This window comes from Streptomyces sp. NBC_00872, assembly GCF_045161915.1.
Classification (GTDB): domain Bacteria; phylum Actinomycetota; class Actinomycetes; order Streptomycetales; family Streptomycetaceae; genus Streptomyces.
Window position 1 is genome coordinate 7,765,516 of record NZ_CP108806.1, and the last position, 21,909, is coordinate 7,787,424.

The 21,909-nt window shown below is 70.4% G+C and carries 21 protein-coding genes; 9 read left to right on the forward strand and 12 right to left on the reverse strand.

What is annotated here, in order from left to right; translation table 11 throughout:
- Positions 1–77 precede the first annotated feature (77 nt).
- The 4 genes from OG214_RS33230 to OG214_RS33245 all read right to left on the reverse strand — a co-directional run bounded on the left by OG214_RS33230 (position 78) and on the right by OG214_RS33245 (position 4,774).
- Entirely contained in the window at positions 78–641 is a 564-nt protein-coding gene (locus tag OG214_RS33230; RefSeq protein WP_405986804.1) for a hypothetical protein, read from the reverse strand.
- Positions 642–710: 69 nt separating this feature from the next.
- Complete coding sequence (locus OG214_RS33235) at positions 711–2,864, reverse strand: caspase, EACC1-associated type (protein WP_405986805.1); 2,154 nt, start codon at positions 2,862–2,864, stop codon at positions 711–713.
- A 401-nt stretch (positions 2,865–3,265) separates the two neighbouring features.
- On the reverse strand, positions 3,266–3,658 hold the full coding sequence (locus OG214_RS33240) for an SCO5389 family protein (protein ID WP_363082979.1): 393 nt from the start codon (positions 3,656–3,658) through the stop codon (positions 3,266–3,268).
- A gap of 126 nt (positions 3,659–3,784) precedes the next feature.
- The gene (locus OG214_RS33245; RefSeq protein WP_405986806.1) at positions 3,785–4,774 is read right to left on the reverse strand and encodes an ATP-binding protein; all 990 of its coding nucleotides are present in this window, start codon (positions 4,772–4,774) and stop codon (positions 3,785–3,787) included.
- A gap of 247 nt (positions 4,775–5,021) precedes the next feature.
- On the opposite strand from OG214_RS33245, the gene OG214_RS33250 reads away from it, so the two are divergent.
- Both OG214_RS33250 and OG214_RS33255 read left to right on the forward strand, forming a co-directional pair.
- On the forward strand, positions 5,022–5,561 hold the full coding sequence (locus OG214_RS33250) for a hypothetical protein (RefSeq protein ID WP_405986807.1): 540 nt from the start codon (positions 5,022–5,024) through the stop codon (positions 5,559–5,561).
- A gap of 265 nt (positions 5,562–5,826) precedes the next feature.
- Positions 5,827–6,642: an SAM-dependent methyltransferase gene (locus OG214_RS33255; protein WP_405986808.1), complete on the forward strand. Its 816-nt coding sequence runs from the start codon at positions 5,827–5,829 to the stop codon at positions 6,640–6,642.
- Positions 6,643–6,744: 102 nt separating this feature from the next.
- On the opposite strand, the gene OG214_RS33260 is transcribed toward OG214_RS33255, so the two are convergent.
- Positions 6,745–7,437 carry a response regulator gene (locus OG214_RS33260; RefSeq protein ID WP_363082976.1) on the reverse strand — a complete coding sequence of 231 codons (693 nt, stop codon included), beginning with the start codon at positions 7,435–7,437 and terminating at the stop codon, positions 6,745–6,747.
- Positions 7,434–9,146: an ATP-binding protein gene (locus tag OG214_RS33265; protein WP_405986809.1), complete on the reverse strand. Its 1,713-nt coding sequence runs from the start codon at positions 9,144–9,146 to the stop codon at positions 7,434–7,436. Before OG214_RS33265 ends, OG214_RS33260 begins: the two co-directional genes overlap by 4 nt.
- A 282-nt stretch (positions 9,147–9,428) precedes the next feature.
- On the opposite strand from OG214_RS33265, the gene OG214_RS33270 reads away from it, so the two are divergent.
- From OG214_RS33270 to OG214_RS33295, 6 genes are all read left to right on the forward strand, one after another.
- Complete coding sequence (locus OG214_RS33270; protein WP_363082974.1) at positions 9,429–10,244, forward strand: ABC transporter ATP-binding protein; 816 nt, start codon at positions 9,429–9,431, stop codon at positions 10,242–10,244.
- Positions 10,234–11,187, forward strand: a complete 954-nt coding sequence (locus OG214_RS33275; protein ID WP_405986810.1) for an ABC transporter permease — start codon at positions 10,234–10,236, stop codon at positions 11,185–11,187. Before OG214_RS33270 ends, OG214_RS33275 begins: the two co-directional genes overlap by 11 nt.
- Positions 11,188–11,315: 128 nt before the next feature.
- A complete protein-coding gene (locus OG214_RS33280) occupies positions 11,316–12,344 on the forward strand; it encodes an ABC transporter substrate-binding protein (protein ID WP_405986811.1) in 1,029 nt (342 codons plus the stop codon).
- A 36-nt stretch (positions 12,345–12,380) separates the two neighbouring features.
- Complete coding sequence (locus tag OG214_RS33285; protein ID WP_405986812.1) at positions 12,381–13,586, forward strand: diaminopropionate ammonia-lyase; 1,206 nt, start codon at positions 12,381–12,383, stop codon at positions 13,584–13,586.
- A gap of 108 nt (positions 13,587–13,694) precedes the next feature.
- Entirely contained in the window at positions 13,695–13,952 is a 258-nt protein-coding gene (locus OG214_RS33290; protein ID WP_363085497.1) for a hypothetical protein, read from the forward strand.
- A 78-nt stretch (positions 13,953–14,030) separates the two neighbouring features.
- Positions 14,031–15,233: a flotillin family protein gene (locus OG214_RS33295; protein ID WP_363085496.1), complete on the forward strand. Its 1,203-nt coding sequence runs from the start codon at positions 14,031–14,033 to the stop codon at positions 15,231–15,233.
- Positions 15,234–15,289: 56 nt separating this feature from the next.
- Here OG214_RS33295 and OG214_RS33300 read toward each other — a convergent pair whose 3' ends face one another.
- Positions 15,290–16,123 carry a helix-turn-helix transcriptional regulator gene (locus OG214_RS33300; protein WP_405986813.1) on the reverse strand — a complete coding sequence of 278 codons (834 nt, stop codon included), beginning with the start codon at positions 16,121–16,123 and terminating at the stop codon, positions 15,290–15,292.
- A gap of 202 nt (positions 16,124–16,325) precedes the next feature.
- Between OG214_RS33300 and OG214_RS33305 the strand changes: the two genes are divergently transcribed.
- A complete protein-coding gene (locus OG214_RS33305; protein ID WP_405986814.1) occupies positions 16,326–17,222 on the forward strand; it encodes an NAD-dependent epimerase/dehydratase family protein in 897 nt (298 codons plus the stop codon).
- A gap of 63 nt (positions 17,223–17,285) precedes the next feature.
- On the opposite strand, the gene OG214_RS33310 is transcribed toward OG214_RS33305, so the two are convergent.
- The 5 genes from OG214_RS33310 to OG214_RS33330 all read right to left on the reverse strand — a co-directional run bounded on the left by OG214_RS33310 (position 17,286) and on the right by OG214_RS33330 (position 21,882).
- Complete coding sequence (locus OG214_RS33310) at positions 17,286–17,444, reverse strand: hypothetical protein (protein WP_169922709.1); 159 nt, start codon at positions 17,442–17,444, stop codon at positions 17,286–17,288.
- A 60-nt stretch (positions 17,445–17,504) separates the two neighbouring features.
- A complete protein-coding gene (locus tag OG214_RS33315; RefSeq protein ID WP_405986815.1) occupies positions 17,505–18,455 on the reverse strand; it encodes a cytochrome c oxidase assembly protein in 951 nt (316 codons plus the stop codon).
- A 154-nt stretch (positions 18,456–18,609) separates the two neighbouring features.
- On the reverse strand, positions 18,610–19,635 hold the full coding sequence (locus tag OG214_RS33320) for a 6-phosphofructokinase (RefSeq protein WP_363082430.1): 1,026 nt from the start codon (positions 19,633–19,635) through the stop codon (positions 18,610–18,612).
- Positions 19,636–19,865: 230 nt separating this feature from the next.
- Positions 19,866–20,594, reverse strand: a complete 729-nt coding sequence (locus OG214_RS33325) for a glutamine amidotransferase (RefSeq protein WP_363082429.1) — start codon at positions 20,592–20,594, stop codon at positions 19,866–19,868.
- Positions 20,595–20,643: 49 nt separating this feature from the next.
- A complete protein-coding gene (locus OG214_RS33330) occupies positions 20,644–21,882 on the reverse strand; it encodes a MurT ligase domain-containing protein (RefSeq protein WP_363082428.1) in 1,239 nt (412 codons plus the stop codon).
- Between the last annotated feature and the right edge of the window lie 27 nt (positions 21,883–21,909).

The following is a 21,909-nucleotide window of genomic DNA, read 5'->3' on the forward strand; positions in this document are numbered from 1 at the left end:
GCAGAAGTCCGCGGCCGGGGTGGAAGTCCGGATCTCAGCCGGGGCAGGAGTCCGTGGCCGGGGCAGGGGCCCGGGTCTCAGCCGGGGTAGAAGTCCGGGTCCAGGAAGTTGAAGTCCGCCTCCCGGTCCAGACCCGCGTCGTCCCAGCCCAGGGCGAACGACGGACAGGTACCGGTGCCGCCGTTCCACCACGCCGTGACCGTGATCGTGGCAGGGGCGCCGTGGACCGGCAGTTCGGTGGGGACCTCGTACTTCCGGAGCCAGCGCAGCCGGCCCTGCCCGATCCGCTCGCCGTCGGCGGTGATCTCCCAGTGGACGGTCCGGTCGGCGCAGCCCGGCGGCACCGAGATGTCGAAGTGGCCCAGCAGACGGGTGATCTCACCATCGCCGAAGAGCTGTTCCACCGTGAAGGAGCTGGTGAGACGCTTTCGTACGTCCCATAGGTGATGATCCACCGTACGAGCGGCGGGTCTCGACCCCACGGTCCTGGACTCGACGAGGGGCGACGCGCCGCCGGAGTGCTCCAGCGGCAGCGGGGTGGTGGTGCAGGACCCCAGATTGATGGCGAGAAAGACCGTACAGGCGAGCAGGCCCAGAGCGCCCGCTCCCCAGAACTCTCCCCGCTTGCTTCCGTGTTCCACCCGTGCCCCCACCCGCGTTCCCCGCTCGCCCTTCCTCGTCGGTCGCCGCCCGTGCTGTCCTCGACCGGCTCAGAAGCCGAGGAACGTGAAGTCCTTGGTCAGCCGAGGGATGTTCCAGACCAGGCCGAAGTCGCCGCAGGAGCCGGTGCCGCCGTCCCACCGGGCGGTGAGTGTGACGGTCTCGGGGGTGCGCGGCAGGCCGTACTCGACGGGCACCAGGTGTTCCCGCTTCCCGGTCAGTGAGCCGTGTCCCGTACGCACGCCGTCGACGGCGATCTCCCAGTCGACGGTCCTGTCCTCGCACCCGGCGGGCAGCGAGACGGTGAGGTCGCCGCGCAGGGTGTCGGCCGCGCCGTCGCCGTCGGGCCGGAAGGTACTGTCGACCCGCTCCGTCACATCCCAGACATGGCGCGGTCCTGACACGGCGGAGTAGTGCGGCTTCTCCACCGAGGCGGGCTTTCTGCCACTGTCGAACCTCAGCGGTACGTCCCAGGTACTGACCTCGCAGGAGGCCACGGTGTAGAGCAGGCCGAGTGTGATGAGGGCGCCGAACAGACAGCCGCCCCTGACCGGTCCCGTGGCGGATGTGGTGGTTCCTTCCCCGGGGGCGGAAGGCTGCCCGGAGGCCTGCGGCGGACGTTCCCGCGTCCGCGTCCCGGCGCCCGCCGTCGCGTGCGCGTCGGTGGCCCGGGGAACGGCGCCGACCAGAGACTCCGGTTCCCCGGTCCGGGGCGGGGCTTCCGCGGCGAGGAGTCGGCCCACCTGCCCCTGGAGCACCTTCACCTCTGTCTCCAGCCGCTGGACCAGGCCCGTCTGCCGCGTCAGTTCGTCCTCGATCCGGCGGGTGTAGTCGCGCGCGTGATCGAGCTGGTGCCGTCGCGCGTCGGCCAGCGCGATCGCTTCGTCCCGCTCGCTCTCCGCGCGCCGCATACGGACGTGCGCGTCGGCCAGTTCACGGCCGAGCCCGGCCAGCCGCTCCTCGACCAGGGCCAGTGCACGGCCGGCGCTCCGCTCCTGACCATGAAGCCGGTCGAGCGCCATGGCGAGTGCGGCCTGGAGCCGTTCGACTTCCTCCTGCCAGTACAGCAGTCGCGTCGAGTCGTCAGGCGCGGCCTTCTGCGCCGCACGCCGCAGGCCGTGGATACGGTCGAGCTCCGCCGCGGACGGTACGGCACCATGGGCGGCCGACATCTCGGCGAGCCGTGCCAGGAACTCCCTCGGGGCGACGCGCTCTCCCCGGAAATACCGCTGAACGGTGCTGACGGTGACCGAGGCTCGGGCGGCGAGCGGTCCAAGGTCAGCTCCTCGACCGGCGAGGGTCCCTGATCCGACGTCAGCTCCTCGACCGGAGGGGGTCTCTGACCTGGCGTCAGCTCCCCGACCGGCGGGAGTCCCTGGACCGGCAGCGGCGCCTCGTTCGGTGGCCGACCGGAACAGCTCCCGAAGCGCCGAGGCGTAGGCGGCGGCCTCGGGACCCGGGGTGGGGGACCAGCGATTGCGGGTGAGGGCGATGCTGTGGCCGCCGTTGCGGGCGCGCTGCTGGGGCACCGGGCGGCTCTTCGCGACCAGTTCCCGCCGCACATGCCGGAAGAGCGTCCTCATATCGAGGATCTCCGGGCCGTCGGGCACCCCCTCGGTGGCCGCCTTCAGCAACTCGCCGGTGAACGCGGTGTGGTGCTCGCCCGCCGGGGAGAGGGCGGGCTTCGTCTCGCCCGACGCCGCCATCACATAGGTGCCTTCCACACTGCTGCGGTCGGCGAGATCGGCGAGGTCGTCCGGCCGGCCCATATAGCCGCGCATGGAGGCGGCGGCGTAGCAGCAGTCCAGGATGACGACACGGCTCAGCGCCCTGCACTCATGGACCAGTTGCTCGCGGATGTCGTCGTAGTCCACCGCGTGGTAGAGACGACCGGGGCGCGAGTCCGGCAGTGCCAGATGGAGATCCATGTCCCGCGCCCGCAGTCCGTGTCCCGCGAAGTACACGAGGAACGCGTCCTTCGCCTGGGCCGCGGCGGTGTGGACCGCGTCGAGGACCTCGCCGGGAGTCCGCGGGTTGGACAGTACGACGCAGTGTTCGGCCGGCAGGCCCCATGAGCCGGGTCCGGTGAGCAGCCTGGCGAGACCGGCGATGTTGTTGGCCACCGCGGGCAGTGGGTCCAGGACCGTGTACTCGTCGACGCCGATGAGCACGGCGCGGGAGGCGGCGGGGTCGGGCAGTGTCATCGGGCGGTCTTCCGGCCGCCTGCCGAGGACCTTCGCCGTCCGTCCGCGTTCCCCGCCCGCGCCGGGTCCGCGGTGATGATCGGGATGGGCATGGCCTCCCCTTGTCGCTCCATGGGCGCCTCAGCCTAGACAGACCGCCTTGCCGCGACAGGGAGTTCGGAGCCTTTCACTCCGGAGGGTGGGCACTGCCGGTATGCGTACAGGTGTCGGAGAGGATACGCGCGCTCACCAGGTGGCACCGTCGTACCGGGAACTGCGACACTGAAGGAGACCGGGCCCCGGGGCGCAGCCGGGGCCCGCTCCTCGCTCGGGTGGTCCTCGCACAGATGGTCTCTGCCCGGACGGTCCCTGCCCGGACGGCCCTTGCCCAGGCCGCCCGCCGCCCGCCACCCGCGGCGGGCTCAGCAGTCGCGGAACTCCGGTGACTGGTTGAGGATCTGCGAGCGCAGCGAGGTGAACCGGGTGTGCGTACCGCCGCCGACCGCCTCGGGCCGGAAGACGGCGACCCGGTGGCAGTTCATGAAGGCCAGGCCCACACCGAAGTGCCGCTCCAGACTGCCGCGGATGGCGTCGCTGGACAGTGCCCGCAGAAGCTGGCCGCGGTCCTTCTCCGAGGGCGGCGGGGTGTGGTTGTCGGCGAACTCGCCCGTACCGGCCCGCAGTTCTTCGACGAGTCCGGCGATCAGGTCGTACGCGTACGGAAGGGACGTACGCACGGTGGTCACGAAGTCGTCTTCGCGGACTTCGCCCCGCTCGGCGTCGGCGAGCAGTTCGGGGGAGACATCGAGTGACATGAGGAGGTGTCCTCTCGCTAGGTGTTGATGGGGGTACGGGCGCGGCCGGAGTGCGGCCGGACCGTCGGCATCGGACCGTGGCCATCGGAGCGTCGACGTCAGACCATCGACGTCAGGCCGTCGGCGTCAGAGCGCGGACATCAGGGCGGCCGGGCCGTGTTCGAAGCCGGGGTCGATCTGGGTGGCGAGGTCGATGCCCGTTGCCCGGTTGGCCCAGGCCGTGGCGTTGCGCAGATGGAATTCGACGGCATGCTTCTGGAAGGCCGTCCAGTCCTTCGTACGGGCGTCGAGCGCGGAGCGCAGCCGCTCCAGGGCGTGGAGATTGTGCGCCTCCAGATCTCCCCGGGCCCGCCCCTGCTCCTGGGCCCGTACGAACGGCGAGTGCACACAGTGGGCCAGCAGATCGTCGCCGACATGCTCCTTGAGGAAGAGCAGATCGTCCTCCCCGGTGACCTTGTTGCCGACGACCGCGAGAGGGATCCCGAACTCCCGTGCGTGGTCGCGGTACTGGCGGTAGACCGAGACACCTTTACGGGTGGGTTCGGCGACCAGGAACGTCAGGTCGAACCGGGTGAACAGACCGGAGGCGAAGGCGTCGGCGCCCGCCGTCATGTCGACGACGAGATACTCGCCTGGCCCGTCGACGAGATGGTTGAGATACAGCTCCACCGCGCCGAGCTTGGAGTGGTAGCAGGCCACTCCCAGATCGCTCTCGTCGAACTCACCGGTCACCATCAGCGGAACCCCGCCCACCTCCTGTACATGGCGGGTGTGCACCGGATCGTCACCGAGCAGACGGAGCAGGGTGGAGCCGCGTCCCGGCGGAGTGGTCTTGATCATGGCTTCCCGTGAGGCGATGAGCGGATTGCCGCCCCGCAGGCAGTCCTTGATCTCCGCCAGCCGCGCACTGAGCGGCGGGGCGGTGAAGGAGCCGCTCCCGCCTCCGTCTCCGCCCGCGCCCTCGTCCGCACCGGAGCCGAGAGCATCGGCGAGATGCTGGTTGATGTCGCCGTCGATGGCGAGTACGGGCGCGCCGGAGCGCGCGAGATGACGGGAGAAGAGGGCCGACAGCGTGGTCTTGCCGCTGCCGCCCTTTCCGACGAACGCGACACGCATCACTGGTCTCTTCTATTGGAAATGAATGTCATGTCGCTAGATTTAGTGGCGCACCTGACTGTCTGTCAAGCCGCCGCTCCGTGAGTGTCCGGTCGCGGAGCGTGGTCGTGCCGGGCGGCTCGGGGCGCTCAAGATGTGGACGGTCGGCCCGCAAAATAAAGTGATACGGAAATGGGCCCGTATGGCGGCAGAGAATGCGAAGAACGACGTCCTTGCCACCGACAGTCCATGTCAAGGAGGTAAGGACATGACGACCGTGCGTTCCGATCTCGTTCTCTCGGAATCGACCGTCCACGCCCCGATCCGTGCGCCGATCGGGAAAGTGGATATCGCCACCTGGCTCTTCGGTCTTCCGGACGCCGAATATCAGCGCTGCGCGCCCCCCGATCACATAGCCGCCGGAGCCACCACGACCGACGACGGGCGTCCTATGTCGATCAATGTCGAAATGATCGGTACCGGACTGGTGATCCAGCACTATGTCGGGGAGATCACCCAGGCCGACCACTGCCATATGGTCTCCACCTCCGATGTCTACACCCTCCAGGGGCGGACGCAGGTGCAGGTGGTCTGGGATCTGAGCGCCAGGCCGATCGACGACGACCGCTGCGAATACGCCAATTCGGTGGTCTCGCATCCCACGGAGGAATTCCTCGTCTTCCTCAAGGAACATGACATTTCCTTCGAACAGGCGGCGCACGAGCGTCAGTTGGCCTCCAGTGACCACAACAACCGTGAAACCCCGTTGTTCGCCGCCAGCATCGAACGCGCGGCGCTCGCGAAATAGCACGCGCGGCGCACCGGTACCCAGCGCGCTCGGCGTCACGCCGGGCGCTCGCCGATGACGGCCCCTCCCCGGCCCCTGCCGCCACCCTCCGTCACTCCCCTTGCGGTGCCGGTCCGGCCATACCGGCCATACCGCAAAAGATCACTGAGCGCTTAGACTCGGGCCAAGGCTTTGATCGGGGCCGGGCCTGGCCGGGCGCCGATGGGACCGGGACTGGTACACGGGTACCCCATGACGCGGGTCCCGGTACCCGGGAGGAGTGAAGGTGGCACCGCAGGGCTCTCCGGACGACCGTTTCAACACCGGCGAGGCGCATTCGGCGCGCGTCTACGACTACATCCTGGGCGGCAAGGACAACTATCCGGTCGATCAGGAGGCCGGTGACGCGATGTGCGAGGGGTGGCCGGCGCTGCCGGTCCATATGCGCGCCAACCGGGAGTTCATGCACCGCGCGGCCCGCCATCTGGCGCGGGAGGAGGGCATCGGGCAGTTCCTGGACATCGGCACAGGCCTGCCGACCTCGCCCAATGTGCACGAGGTGGTGCAGCAGGAACGCCCCGACGCCCGGATCGTCTATGTCGACAACGACCCGATCGTGCTGGCCCACGCCCGCGCGCTGCTGACCAGCTCCCCCGAGGGCCGTACGGCGTATGTCGACGCCGATATGCGGGACCCCGAGGCCATCATCGGCTCCCCCCAGTTTCAGGAACTCCTGGATCTGAAGGAGCCGGTCGGACTGATGATCATCGGCATTCTGCACTTCATTCTCGACAGCGACGACGATCACGGCCTCGTCCAGCGGCTGCTCGACCCGCTGCCCGTGGGCAGCTTTCTGGCCATGACCATCGGCACCGCCGATTTCGCTCCGGTCGAGGTCGGCCGGGTCGCCGCCGAGTACGCCAGCCGTGGTATGCCCATGCAGCTCCGTACCCATGCCGAGGCGGAGAGCTTCTTCGCGGGCCTCGATCTGGTCGAACCCGGGCTGACGCAGGTCCATCACTGGCGGCCCGACCCCGACCAGGAACCCATAGACGACCGTGACATAGCCATGTACGGCGCCGTCGCCCGCAAGAGCGGCTGACCACCCGCGCCTCCGTCGTACCGCGCCGGCCTTCGGAGCCGGCCCGGTACGACGCGTGCCCACGGGTCCCGGCTCGTCGGCGCCCGCTCGTCGGCGCCGCTCTCAGCTCGTGGGCGCCCACGCGTAGCGGTGTTCCGGGCGGCCGGTGTCGCCGTACTTCAGGGTCAGACTGATATGCCCGGTCCGCTCCAGATACTTGAGATAGCGCTGGGCCGTGGAGCGGCTGACACCGGTGCGTTCGGCGACCTCGTGCGCGGAGAGCGGGTGTTCGGCCTCGCCCAGCGTGCGCCGGATGAGGGCGACGGTCGCCACGGAGTGGCCCTTGGGAAGTTCCGAGCGAGGGGCGTCCGCGATCTTGAACGCGCTGAAGATACGGTCCACCTGCTCCTGGCCCGCCTCCCCGCGCCCACCGACACCGTCGAGGGTGCGGCGCATGGCGGCATAGCCGTCGAGTCGCGCCCGCAGCCCGGCGAAGCTGAACGGTTTGACCAGGTACTGGAGCGCTCCGTACCGCATCGCGGCCTGCACCGTGGCCACATCACGGGCCGCCGTCACCATGATCACATCGGCGTGGTGGCCGAGCTGCCGCATCCGCCGCACCAGCGTCAGGCCCGTCTCGTCCGGCAGATAGTGGTCGAGCAGGACGAGATCGACATGGGCGCGCTCCAGGGTGGCCAGGGCCTGGGCGGCGGTATGGGCGCGGCCGATGACACGGAAGCCCCGCACCTGCGCCACATACGCGGCGTTGATCTCGGCGATGTGGAAGTCGTCGTCCACCACGAGTACATCGATCACCGTGACTCTCCCGCCGGAGTGAGCTGAGGCGCGGGGGAGGCGTCCCCGGCGACGGGCGGAGCGTCCCCCGCCAGGTCGTCCGGGGCGAGTGCCTCGGGCAGTACGACGGTGAAGACCGCGCCGCCGCCCGCGCGTGCCGTCACCCGGGCCATACCGCCGTACCGCTCGGAGAGCCGGCGTACGAGGGCCAGCCCGATGCCCCTGCCGCGCCGGAAGGCCGGACGCGGGGGATCGGACGGCTCCTCCGGCAGCGGGGGAGCGGCGGGCCGTTTGGTGGACCAGCCCTCCGCGAAGACACGCTCGCGCAGCTCCGGCGGTACTCCCGGACCGGAGTCGGAGACCCGTATCACCACGGTGGTGCGCTCGGCACGCAGCTCGACCTCCACGAAGGGCTCGGCCTGGCACCCGGCGGTGGCGTCCAGCGCGTTGTCGATGAGATTGCCGAGTACGGTCACCAGATCGCGCGGATCGACCACGCGGTCCGGCAGCAGGGTGGCGGGGGAGACCCGCAGGGAGACACCGCGCTCGGCCGCGACGGCCGCCTTGCCCACGAGCAGCGCCGAGAGCAGCGGATCGCGTACCCGCTCGGCGATCTGCTCCGCCGAGGCCCGGTGCGCGTTGGCGACACCGGCGACAAACTCCGCCGCCCGTTCATGACGGCCGAGTTCGAGCAGTCCGAGCACGGTGTGCAGCCGGTTGGCGTGCTCGTGGTCCTGTGCGCGCAGCGCGTCGAGCAGCCCCTGGGTGCTGTCCAGCTCACGCCCGAGCAGCTCCAGTTCGGTCCGGTCCCGCAGGGTCACCACGGCCCCGCCGTCCCGGGTCGGCATCCGGTTGGCGACCAGGACCCGGCCGCCGCTGACGGTCAGCAGATCCGTGCCGTCCACCCGTCCCGCCAGTACGTCCGTCGTACGGCCCGGCGCCAGCACCTCGTCCAGCGCGCGGCCGGTGGCGTCCGCGTCGAGCCCGAGCAGCCGTACCGCCTCGTCGTTGGCGAGCCGGATCCGGCCCTGCCGGTCGAAGGCGACGACCCCTTCACGGACCCCGTGGAGCATCGCCTCCCGCTCGTCCAGCAGCGCCGAGATATCGGCGAAGGCGACACCGTACGTGATACGGCGCAGCCGCCGCGAGACGGCGAGCGCGGCCAGCGCGCCCGCGCCCAGCGCCGCGCCCGCGCACAGCAGCAGTCCGGGAATCGCACCGATCAGCCGCTGGCGCACACTGTCGTACGCGATACCCACCGACACCGCGCCGACGATCCTTCCGCCGCTGTCGAGCAGTGGCACCTTGGCGCGGGCGGAGCGGCCCAGTGTGCCGTTGTCGATCTGGCGGATCTCATGACCGGAGAGCGCGACGCTCGGGTCGGTGGAGACATGCCGGCCGATCTCGGCGGTGGTGGTGTGGGACCAGCGCACACCATGGGTGTCCAGCACCACCACATAGAGCGCCTGGGTCGCCCGGCGGATCCGCTCCGCCTCGGTCTGCACCGGACCGGCCGGAGTCGGCGCGCTGGTGAGCAGACCCTCGGCGATGTCCGGATCGGCGGCGGTGGTCTCGGCGATGGCCAGGGCGCGGCGCGTGGCCGCGTCGTCCAGCTCGGAGCCGAGCGGGGCGAGAAAGAGCCCGGTGGCCAGCACCATCACCCCCGTGGTGATGGCGAGCTGCACCACCAGGACCTGGGCGGCGACCCGCCGGGGCCAGCGCAACCGCATCCCGTCTCCCTCCCTCTCCCCGGCTCTCCGGATCAGTACCGGCTCTCCGGATCGCTCCCGGCCCTCGGGATCACCCGGCCGCTCCCCGCGCGGAACAGGCCGGTCCGCTTAACATCGCTGTGCACGCAACGTAAGCCGCCGGGGAGCGGCTGCCCAGCCCCGTGCCACGCTTTTGTGGTTCCCGGGTGAGCAGAATGAGCAGAACGGGGTTTGCGCGCACAAAGACGGATTGCGCCCACAAGACTGCCGCCCCGGCCCATGACGCTCCTAGCCTCCCGGCCCATGAGCAGCAATACGAGCCCCGCCATCGAGCTGCGGGGAACGAGCAAGGCATTCCGGACTCCGTCGGGGGCGCTGCACACCGCCGTCAGGGATCTGGATCTGACGGTCGAGCGCGGCGAGTTCGTCGCGGTGGTCGGCCCCACCGGTTGCGGTAAATCGACGACGCTGACGCTGGTCAGCGGGTTGGAGGAGCCCACCGAGGGCGAGGTGCTGGTGGCCGGTGAGCCGGTCAGCGGTATCGGCGACAAGATCGGCTTCGTCTTCCAGCAGGACGCGGTCTTCCCCTGGCGCACCGTCCTCTCCAATGTGATGGCAGGACCGCGCTTCCGCGGTGTACCGAAGGGCGAGGCGAGGGAGCGGGCCCGTGAGTGGCTCGCCCGGGTCGGGCTCTCGTCCTTCGAGGACCGCTATCCGCACCAGCTCTCCGGCGGTCAGCGCAAGCGCGTCGCGCTCGCGGCGACCTTTGTCAACGATCCCGAACTCCTGCTCATGGACGAGCCCTTCTCGGCCCTCGATGTGCAGACCCGGGCCCTGATGTCGGACGAACTGCTGGAGCTGTGGGCGGGGACGGGCGCCTCGGTCGTCTTCGTCACCCATGACCTGGAGGAGTCGATCGCCCTCGCCGACAAGGTCGTGGTGATGACGGCGGGCCCCGCCACCGTCAAGGAGGTCTTCACCATCGACCTGCCGCGTCCCCGCAAGGTCGAGTCCGTACGGCTCGAACCGCGCTTCGTCGAGATCTACCGGGAGATCTGGTCCTCGCTCGGTGAAGAGGTACGGATCACCCGCGAGAGGGGTGCGGCCGATGCCGCCTGAGACCGTCACTGTTCCGTCCGCCGGCGCCGGCAAGGCGGACAAGGCCGGCAAGCCCGGCAAGACCGGGAAGAAGCCCGGGAAGACCGGCAAGGCCGAAGCCGCCACCAGCGGCGGTGGCGGCGGGGAGCGCACCCAGGCCAGGGCGCGGGCCGCCCGTCAGCACCGGATCGTGGTCCAGGGCGCCCGCGTACTGCTTCTCATCGCGCTGATCGGGCTGTGGGAGTGGCTGGCCAGAAGCGCCGTCATCGATCCCTTCAACTTCTCGATGCCGTCGAAGATCTGGGACCAGATGCGCCAGTGGGCCCTGCACGGGACCCCGCAGGGCACCCTCTGGGAGCAGATCTGGTACACGCTCTACGAAGCGCTCCTCGGCTGGATCATCGGGGTCATCGGCGGAGTGGTGCTGGGGATCGCGCTCGGCCGGATCCGTTTTCTCGCCGAGGTCCTGGGCCCGTACATCAAGGTGCTCAACGCGCTGCCGAGGATCGTCCTCGCCCCGATCTTCCTGATCTGGTTCGGTCTCGGCCCGGCCTCGAAGATCGCCTCGGCCGTCGTGCTCGTCTTCTTCCCCGTCTTCTTCAACGCCTTCCAGGGCGCGCGGGAGGTCGACCGCAATCTGGTCTCCAACGCCCGGATCCTCGGCGCGAGCAACCGGCAGGTCACGCTCCAGGTCGTCATCCCGTCGGCCACCTCATGGATCTTCACCAGCCTGCATGTCAGCTTCGGCTTCGCGCTGATCGGCGCGATCGTCGGCGAGTACATCGGCGCGACCAAGGGGCTCGGCCTGCTGGTCTCCGCCTCGCAGGGCACCTTCAACGCGGCCGGTGTGTACGCGGCCATGGTGATCCTCGCCGTGGTGGCGCTGCTCGCCGAGGGGCTGCTGTCGTTCCTGGAGCGGCGGCTCTTCCGCTGGAAGCCCGTCGAGGCCGGCACCGATCGCTGACCCCGGGCCGTCCCGTCCCACTTCCCTGCCCCGCCCCTGCTCTCCCTGCCCTTTCCAGGGCCTTCCAGGCCTTTCCAGCCCTCCCGGGCCCTTCCGCGCCCCAGCACCTCTTCACAAGGACGTGAACCATGCACAGACATCTCGGGATCCCGGCCGCCGCGCTCGCCGCGACGCTCGCCCTCGGCACCCTGACCGCCTGTGGCGGCGACTCCTCGGACTCCGGCTCCGGCGGCAAGGTCAAGATCATGGTGGGCGGTCTCGACAAGGTCATCTACATGCCCGCGATGCTCACCCAGAAGCTCGGCTACTTCCAGGACGAGGGCGTCGACGTCGAACTCCTCACGGAGCCCGCCGGTGTGCAGGCCACCACCTCGCTCGTCTCCGGTGATGTGCAGGGCGTCGTCGGCTTCTACGACCACACGCTCGACCTCCAGGTCAAGGGCAAGCAGGTGGAGTCCGTCGTGCAGTTCTCGCACGCCTCCGGTGAGGTCGAGGTGGTCTCCAACAAGGCCGCCGCCGGTATCACCTCACCCAAGGACTTCAAGGGCAAGAAGCTCGGGGTCACCGGCCTCGGCTCGTCCACCGACTTCCTCACCAAGTACCTGGCGGTCAACGACGGCGTACAGACGGAGGAGTTCACCTCGGTAGCGGTCGGAGCGGGCCAGACCTTCATCTCGGCCCTCCAACAGGGCTCGATCGACGGAGGTATGACGACCGATCCGACGGTCGCGCAGATCCTCGACAAGAAGCTCGGCAAGGTCCTGATCGACATGCGGACGCCCGAAGGCTCGAAGGCGGCGCTCGGCGGCCCCTACCCCTCCTCCAGCCTGTATATGAACACCGACTGGGTCAACGGCCACAAGGAGACGGTGCAGAAGCTGGCCAACGCCTTTGTGAAGACGCTCCGGTGGATGTCCACGCACTCGCCGGAGGAGATCGCCGCCAAGATGCCCGCCGACTACGCGCAGGGCGGCAAGGAACTGTACGCGCAGTCCATCAGGAGCACCCTGCCGATGTTCACCACGGACGGTGTCATGCCGGCCGACGGCCCGGAGACCGTCGAGCGCGTACTGAAGGCGTTCAACCCCAACCTCCAGAACGCCACGGTCGATCTGAGCAAGACCTTCACCACGGAGTTCGTCAAGAAGGCCGGCTGAGAAGCGGACCGGCCACGGCCACGGTGTGCTGGACCGATGGCGGGGCGGGGCGGCACTGTGGCTCCTGTGCCCCCCGCTCCCGCCACGACCTGGTTCGCACGCCCCGCCGACCGGGGCTGGATCTGCGCACCCGCCCCGGCCGAGGTACCTGACTTTCATGCCGGGCTCCCCGGTTACGCCCCCACCCCGCTGACTGAACTCCCCTCCCTCGCCGCCGAACTGGGGGTCGGGCGGGTGTTCGTCAAGGACGAGTCGGCCCGGCTGGGGCTGCCCGCGTTCAAGGCGCTCGGCGCGTCCTGGGCGGTCCGTCGGGTGCTCGCGCGGCGGGCACCCGGCCCACCGGCGGGCCGGACGCCCGGCCCGCCCCTGGTACTGGTGACCGCCACCGACGGCAACCACGGCCGGGCCGTGGCCCGGACGGCGCGGCTGCTCGGACAGCGCGCCCATGTGTTCGTGCCCCGGAGTGTGCACCCGGCGGCCGTGGCCGCCATCGAGGCCGAGGGAGCGCGGATCACCCTGGTCCCAGGACCGTACGACGAAGCCGTACGCCGCGCCGCCGACGCGGCGGCGGGGCCGGACGCCGTGCTCGTCCAGGACACCGCCTGGCCCGGCTACGAGGAGATTCCCGGCTGGATCGTCGAGGGCTACTCCACGCTCTTCACCGAGATCGACGCGCAACTGTCCGCAGCGGGGGCGGGGGCGGGGCCGCCCGGCCTGGTGGCCGTCCCGGTGGGGGTCGGCTCGCTCGCCCAGGCCGCCGTCACCCACTACCGCGGCGGTGCCCGCCACCGCGGCCGTCCCGCCAGGCCCGCCCTGCTGTCGGTGGAGCCCGACACGGCGGCCTGTGTGCTGGCGAGCCTGGTCCAGGGGCGGCGGGTCGCCGTGGCGACCGGGGCCACGAGCATGGCGGGACTGAACTGCGGCACCCCCTCCACCCTCGCCTGGCCCCTGCTGCGCGCCGGTCTGGACGCCGCTGTCGCCGTCACCGACGAGGAGAGCGCGCTCGCGGTCCGTGACCTCGCCGCGCTCGGAGTCTCGTCGGGCCCCTGCGGGGCGGCCTCGCTGGCCGGGGCCCGCGCCGTCCTGGTCGGCACCGGCACCGGCGCCGGCCGCAGGGACGCCCTTGGGATCGGACCCGACGCGACGGTCGTTCTGCTGAGCACGGAGGGCGCTGCGGCCAATCCCGTCGGTTCGGCCGGTACGCCGTCGGGACGCCCTCCCGATGGCCGCGGAGTACTGTGAGTTTATCGAGGGGATGTCGCCGTCGGCCGCTCCGCCGGGGGCGTCCTCGATGAAGGACGAGGTCGGAGGCACAGCCCTCCAGGAGGCGTGGTCCCATGATCGCGGCTGATGAACCGGGCGGCGTACGGGCGCGGGCAACGACGTATGTGCGCGGCAGATGAATCCGCGCAGAGCCCGGTCGGCGCGATCGGCAGGGTGACCGTCCCGATCCCGGCGGACGGACCCGGTGAGGTCCTGGTGTCCGTACGGGGCGGTTCGGAGGCGTACGCGGCCTGGGCGGACCACCCGATCGGCATAAACCTTCGTGTGATCGTCGTGGAGTGCATCTCGGCGCGTTCGGTGATCGTGGAGCCCTTCCCCGCCTGAGTTTTCTTGAGCTTTCCTCTCAGCAGTACGACTGAGTAGTACGAGCAGTACGACTGAGCAGTACGACAGGAGTCCACCATGCTGTTCTGGCATGTTCCCGCGCCGAACGAGGCGATGCTGATATCCGGCTCCAAACGGCAGGCGCAGGACACTCAGTTCCGTATCGTCACCGGGCACGGCAGCTTTGTGATGCCCATCAAGCAGAAGGCGCGGATGCTGTCCCTCGCGCTGCGGGAGGCGGAGATCGTCGAGGACTGCGTCACCCAGCAGGGCATCCGGCTCAGGGTCCGCGCGGTCGCGGTGTTCAAGGTCGGCGACGACGCCGTGTCCATCGCCAACGCGGCCCGCCGCTTCCTGGCGGAACAGGACCGGATGGAGGAACTGGTGGGCCGGATCTTCGCCGGTCACCTCCGCTCCATCGTCGGCGGACTGACCGTGGAGCAGATCATCCGCGAGCGTGACCGGGTCGCCCAGGAAGTGAAGCAGGGCAGCCACAGCGAGATGGAGAAGCTCGGCATCGTCGTGGACGCGCTCCAGATCCAGGAGATCGACGACACCACCGGCTATATCGACAATCTGGCCGCCCCGCACGCGGCGGCCGTCGCGAGCCAGGCACGGATCGCGCAGGCCAGGTCGGACCAGCAGGCGGCCGAGCGCGAGCAGCAGGCCGCCGCGCTCAAGGCCGAGTACGAACGGGACACCGCGATCAAACGGGCCGGCTTCCACGCCGAGACCGAACAGGTCAACGCCCGTGCCGCGCAGGCGGGACCGCTGGCCGAGGCCCGCTCCTCGCAGGAGACCATCGAGGAGCAGACGCATCTGGCCGAGCGGCAGGCGCAGCTGGCCGCACAGCGGCTGGAGGCCGAGGTCAGGCGTCCGGCCGACGCGGAGGCGTACCGGCAGCGCACCCTCGCGGAAGCGGCCCGTGACCGGGCGAAGTTCGAGGCGGACGGCAGCGCGTACACCGAGCGCGCCCTCGCCCAGGCGCAGGCCGACGCGAACACCGCCCGTGCCGCGTCGCTGAAGGACGGCAACCAGGAACTCATCGCGGCCAACCGCCTCGTGGAGAATCTGCCGGTGCTGGCCGACGCGGCATCCCGGGGCATGTCCGGTGCCAACCTGACCGTGCTGAACGGCACCGACGGTGTCAACGACATGGCGGCGGGTCTGGTCGGCCAGGGCATGGCCATCCTCAACTCGCTGCGGAGCGGGGCGCTCGGGGCCGCCAAGGCGTCGAGCGTGAACGGCAAGCCCGCGCTCCGCGTCACCGAGTCCAACTGACCCCCGAAGTTCCGGCGGGTCCGCCCACTCGGGCGGGCCCGCCGACTCCTGCGCGGCTACCGTTCCGGCGTCAGATCCTGGAGGCCCACCACACGCAGCAGTTGGAGCCGTTCATGGGTCCCGGTACCCGGACGGGCCGAGTGGACGATCAGATACTGGCCCTGATCGCCGCTGAGCAGCACCTCGCAGTCCAGATCGAGCCGTCCGACCACCGGATGGACGAAGCTCTTCGCCGAAGACCGCCGTATGGCCACCTCGTGCTCCTCCCACAGCGCCGCGAACTCCTCGCTCACCGCCCGCAGCCGGGCCACCAGAGCCGCGGGGCCCGGATCCGCGGGCCGGGCCGCGAGCACGGAACGGAGCTGGGCGACATGGCTTCTCGCGTGCTCCTCATGGGTCTCGGGCGGGAAGAGCGCACGGACCGCGGGCTCGGTGAAGTAGCGGAGGACGATGTTGCGGCCCACTTCCGACTCGCCCGTCAGCGCCGCCGCCATGGCGTTCTGCGCGAGCACCTCGCCCCAGTCGCTCATCACCTGCGCGGGCGCGTCGTACAGCCGGTCGAGGATCATCATCAGCCCCGGCCGCACATGGGTGGAGGCATGGGTGTCGCGCGGCGGTTCCTCGCCCGTGAGATGGAAGAGATGGTCGCGCTCGTCCTCGCTCAGCCGCAGCGCCCGCGCGAGCGCGGTGAGCATCTGCCGTGACGGACGCGAGCCACGGCCCTGTTCGAGCCGTGTGTAGTAGTCCACGGACATCCCGGTGAGCTGGGCCACCTCCTCACGCCGCAGCCCGGGTGTACGGCGCCGGGGCCCGGCCTCCATCCCCACGTCCCCGGGATCCAGCCGCGCCCGGCAGCGGCGCAGGAAGTCCGCGGTCTCTTCTCGGTCCACATCCCCAGCATGGGCCCTCGCCCGCGCTCTATCCAGGGAGAGCCGGTCCCAGGACAGGGACGTCTCTCCCGTCGCCGCCGCGCCCCGCCCACGCTGGGACCACTCGCCACGCCGGGACCACTCGGCAACTGCCGGAGAGGCGACGGCCGAGAGGCGGGGCGGGAAAGACGGAAAAGACGGAGAAGGGGAGAAGGAGAGAGCGATGCTGACTCTGGTGACAGGAGTGACGGGTGAGGTCGGCCGCCGGTTCGTACCGCGGCTGCTCCGGCGTACGGCCCCGGGCGACACCGTCCGGGTGCTGGTACGGGACGAGGAGCGCGGCGCGCCGTTCGCCGCCCTGGGCGCGGAGGTCGCCGTCGGCGATCTGCGCGACGAGAAGAGCGTCCTGGCCGCCCTGGGGGGAGCGGACGCGGTGGTGAACATCGCGGCGGCCTTCCGCGGCGTGCCGGACGAGGAGGCGTGGGCCGTCAACCGCGACGGCGCGCTCACACTGGGACGGGCCGCACGTGACAGCGGGGTGCGGCGGTTCGTCCAGGTGAGCACGAATCTCGTGTACGGCGCGGGCCGGGGCAGACCGCTCACCGAGGACGACGAGCCCGTGCCCGGCGGCCCGCTGTGGGGCGCGTACAGCGAGTCCAAGGCCGAGGCGGAGGCGGGACTGCTCGCGCTGCACGACGGCGAGCGGATTGTGGACGGACGGGTCACGGACGGGCAGGGCATGGCCGTACGGATCGGCGCGCTCGCCTTCGTCTACGGGGACGGCGACCCGCATCTCGCGCAGGCGCTCCGGTGGGCGGCCCACTGGGCGGGCAACCAGCGGCTCCAGATGGTCCACCACGCCGATGTGGCACAGGGGCTGATCCGGCTGCTGTACGCACCGGGGAGGGCGGCGGGCAAGTACAACATCGCGGACGACGCGCCGCTGACGGCAGTGGAGGCACACCAGATCAACGGCGTCCCCGTACCCCCGGGACTGGCCGGGCGTACCGATCCCGACCCCTGGTACGGCATAGCCTCGACCCTCCGCATCCGGGACGAACTGGGCTTCCGCCCGCTCTACCCGTCGGTCTGGACGGCCAGGGACGCCGGAGCGCTCTAGCGTCCCTGGTGCTGTGGCCGAGGGACCGCCGGTCAGCGCCCGTCAGCGTCCGTCAGTGACCTGTCAGCGTCCGCGTGAGGCGATCATGGCGATGGTGATCAGCCCCAGCACCACCCACCCGAACCAGAGCCACCCGTTGCTGCCGAGCACCGCGGTGTAACCCGTCACCAGGACCAGCGCACCGACGGTCACCACACCCATCGTCTTGGTGGATCCGGACATCTGGTCCTCCTCCGGGCCGGGGCTGTGACGCCCATCGTCGCCCGCGACAAGGGGTTCGCGCTACTGGCTCCGGGCCCGGAGCGAGGCGAGATACGCGTTGTACTCCGCCAGCTCCTTGTCACCGTCGCGGTCGGCGGCCCGGTCGGAGCGCCGCGCCTGCCGCTGTTCCGAGCGGTACCACTGGTAGACCAGCGCGATCAGTACCAGCACCGAGGGGATCTCGCTGAACGCCCAGGCGATCCCGCCCGCCGCGTTCTGGTCGGTCAGGGCGTCGATCCCGAGCGAGCCCGGGGGATCGCGATACGCGGCGACCATCGGCTCGCTCGCCATCATCAGCGCGATCCCGAAGAAGGCGTGGAACGGCATCCCGGCGAAGAGCTCCAGCATCCGCATGAGATGGCCCGGCCGGTGCGGCCCCGGGTCGATGCCCATGATCGGCCAGAAGAAGATCAGACCGACCGCGAGGAAGTGCACCATCATCGCGACATGCCCGGTCCTGGACCCCATCAGGAAGTCGAAGAGAGGGGTGAAGTACAGCCCGTAGAGGCTCGCGATGAAGAGCGGGATGGTGAACGCGGGGTGGGTGACGATCCGTGCGTAACGGCTGTGCAGCACCATGAGCAGCAGCTCGCGCGGTCCCTTGTGGCCGCGGCCCGCCACCGGCAGCGCGCGCAGGGCCAGGGTCACCGGAGCGCCGAGCAGCAGCAGGATCGGGGAGACCATGCTGATCACCATGTGCTGGACCATGTGCACGCTGAACATGACCATGCCGTAGTCGTTCAGCTTGGTGCACATCACCAGTGCCACGGTCAGCACACCGGCGGTGAACGCGACGGTACGGCCGGCGGACCAGGCGTCACCGCGCCGGCGCAGCCGCAGCACCCCCCAGCCGTACAGGGCGAGCGCCAGCAGGCATCCGATCAGGAAGAAGAGGTCCGGGGAGTACTCCAGCGCCCGTCCCAGCGTGAACGGCGGCAGATCCATGGTCGTGCCGTGCCCGCTGTGATCCATCCGTGTGCTCCCGTGGGACGTGACCGCTCACCCCGGCCGGATTCGTGCCGGTTGTCCGCACCAGCCTAGAACCGCCCCCGGCCGCGACGGCGACCGGGGGCGGTTCGCCGCCGCGGCCGGGCACCTGGAGCCTCGCGACCGGGCGGCAGGCCGGTCAGAGCACGCACTCCGCCTCGGCGTACCGCTCCGCGGGCACCGTCTTGAGCGTCTCCACGGCCTTGCCCAGCGGCACCATCACGATGTCCGTGCCACGCAGCGCCGTCAGCATCCCGAACTCGCCCCGGTGCGCGGCTTCGACGGCGTGCCAGCCGAAACGGGTCGCCAGGACCCTGTCGTACGCCGTGGGGGTGCCACCGCGCTGCACATGGCCGAGTATCACCGGCCTGGCCTCCTTGCCGAGGCGCTCCTCCAGCTCGATGGAGAGCTGCCGGGCCACACCCGCGAACCGCTCGTGGCCGTAGACGTCCTTGCCGCCCACGTCGAACTCCATCGAGCCCTCGCGCGGCTTCGCGCCCTCCGCCACCACCACGATCGCGAACCGCTTGCCCGCCGAGAAGCGCTTGCCGACCAGCGCGGTCAGCTCGCCGATGTCGAAGGGACGCTCGGGCACGACGATGGCGTGGGCACCGGCGGCCATCCCGGAGTGCAGTGCGATCCAGCCGGTGTGCCGGCCCATGACCTCGACGATCAGCACCCGCTGATGGGACTCGGCGGTGGTCTTCAGCCGGTCGAGCGCCTCCGTGGCGACACCGACGGCCGTATCGAAACCGAACGTCACATCGGTCGCGGCGATGTCGTTGTCGATGGTCTTGGGTACACCGACGATCGGCAGCCCGGCCTCCGAGAGCAGATGGGCCGCCTTGAGGGTGCCCTCACCGCCGATCGGGATGATCGCGTCGAGCCCCAGCTCGGCCACATGGCCCCTGGCCCGCTCCACACCGTCCCGCAGATGCGCGGGCTGGACCCGTGACGAGCCCAGGATCGTGCCGCCGCGCGCCAGGATGCCGGCGACCGCGTCCAGGTCGAGCTTGCGGTAGTCGCACTCCAGGAGGCCCTTCCAGCCGTCGTGGAATCCGATCACCTCGTCGCCGTGGTCGACGACGGCGCGGTGTACGACGGACCTGATCACGGCGTTGAGGCCGGGGCAGTCGCCGCCTGAGGTGAGCACACCAATTCGCATTGCCCGGGATACCTTTGCAACGTGGGCCGACGGCCGGACCCCATCGTCCGGACAGATCTTTATCAGCCTACCGGCGGGCGGCGGCGTGACCGAAACCCACGTCCGACTGCTGGACACGCGTCCGTACGGTCCCGGCGCGCGGACGTACGGCTTCCGCACCCCGCCCGCCACCACCCCGCCCGCCCGGCCCCGGAAGCCGGCACGGAGGGCGGGAGCGGTGGCGGGGACGGTCAGGAGGGCTGCATCGCGGCCGTCACCCGCTCGGTGCGCAGCGCCTCGTACCAGCGGTCGTCCGTCGGCGGCAGCGCGTTCACATCGAGGGCCAGCTTCAGCAGCAGATCCGCGATCTGCGGATTGCGGGCCATCACCGGTCCGTGCATGTACGTACCGAAGACGGTGTCGTTGTACGCGCCCTCCGTGCCGTCGCCCGTGCCGTTGCCGCGGCCGAGCCGGGTCCGCGCGAACGGCCTCGCCGTCGGCCCGAGATGCGTGATGCCCTGGTGGTTCTCGAACCCCGTGAGCTGCGGCAGATTCAGCCGCGGATCGATGTCGGCCAGCACATCGCCGACACACCGCTCGCCCTCGCCCCGGGTGGAGACCACATCGAGCAGTCCGAGCCCGGCCTCACGCTCGCCCAGGTCGTTGATGAACTCATGGCCCAGGATCTGATAGCCCGCGCAGACGGAGAAGACGATGGCGCCGTTGGAGACGGCCCGGCTGAGCCCGCCGTCACGGCGCAGCCGCTCCGCGGCCAGCCGCTGCGGCCTGTCCTCGCCGCCGCCGATCAGATAGATGTCGCCGGAGGTCGGTACCGGCTGGTCGCTGCGTACGTCCACGCGGGTGACGTTCAGACCGCGCTGCCGTGCCCGGCGCTCCACCACCAGAGCGTTTCCCTGATCCCCGTACGTACTGAGCAGATCGGGGTAGATCCACACCAGCCGAAGGCTGTTGTCGCTCATTCTCCCTCGTCCCTCGGACGTCCGTGAGCCTGTGTATCCCGACATGGCGTCAGTTCCCCACCCGTCTGCGCAGATCCTGGAACGATGTGTAGTTGGCGATGGCTTCGATCCGCCCCGGCGGTGCCATCCGTACGGCCTCGTCGGGCGTCTCGCAGACCCGGAAGTCCAGCCCCGCGACCTCAAGGCGTACGGCGAGGTCCAGCTTGCGGTCGCCGATGACGAAGATCGGATGGCCGGCGAGCCGGGTGTAGTCGACGTCCCACAGCCAGGAGGTGTCCGTGCCGTCGGCGCCACGGGCGTTCACGGCGAGGATGACCGGGGTCGGGGGCGCGTCGATCAGCGAGAACGTCTCCAGCCAGCCCGCGGGGTTCTTCGCGAGCAGCAGCCGCAGATCCCGGCCGAGGAAGGACACCACGTCGTACCGGCCGGCCACGGCCTGTACCTGGTACATACGCTCCAGCGCGACCTGCGGCGGCACCCCGAAGGTGGCCGCGACGGCGGCCGAGGTGGCGGCGTTCGCCCTGTTGGCGCGCCCCGGGAGCTGGAGATGGATCGGCCAGGCGGAGCCGTGCGGGTCGAGGACATGGTCCCCGTGGAGCGCCCAGCTCGGGGACGGCCTGCGGAAGCCGCACTCACCGCAGAACCAGTCGTCGCCGGGGCGCTGCATCACACCGCCGCAGGCGGGGCAGGACCAGGCGTCGTCCTTCCACTCCTGTCCCGCGGCCACCCAGACCACATTGGGGGAGGAGGAGGCGGCCCAGACGATCAGCGGGTCGTCGGCGTTGGCGACGACGACGGCCTTCGTGCCGGCGAGGCCCTCGCGCCACTTCTCGGCGAGCATCCGGGTCTCCGCGGCGCGGTCGAGCTGGTCGCGGGAGAGATTGAGCAGCGCGATCGCCTTCGGCGTGGTGTCCCGCGCCACACCGGCGAGATACTTCTCGTCGACCTCGATCACGCCGTACTTGGCGTCGGAACCGCCCGCGAGGGCGGAGGTGATGCCGGCCGGCATATTGGCGCCGAGCGCGTTGGAGACCACGGGCCCGGCGGCCCGCAGTGCCTCGGCGATCAGCCGGGTGGTGGTGGTCTTGCCGTTCGTCGCCGACACGAGGATGACGTCGAGGTGCTGCGCGAGCCGACCCAGCAGATCGGGGTCGAGTCTGAGCGCCACCTTGCCGCCGATCACCGATCCGCTGCCGCGGCCGGCGGCGCGCGACACCGCCGCAGCGGCCTTGCCCGCCGTCACGGCCAGCTTGGCCCGTGGCGTCAGCGGGTCCGTGTTGCCTGCCATCGTCCTTGATCCTCCTTGCGTCGGTCC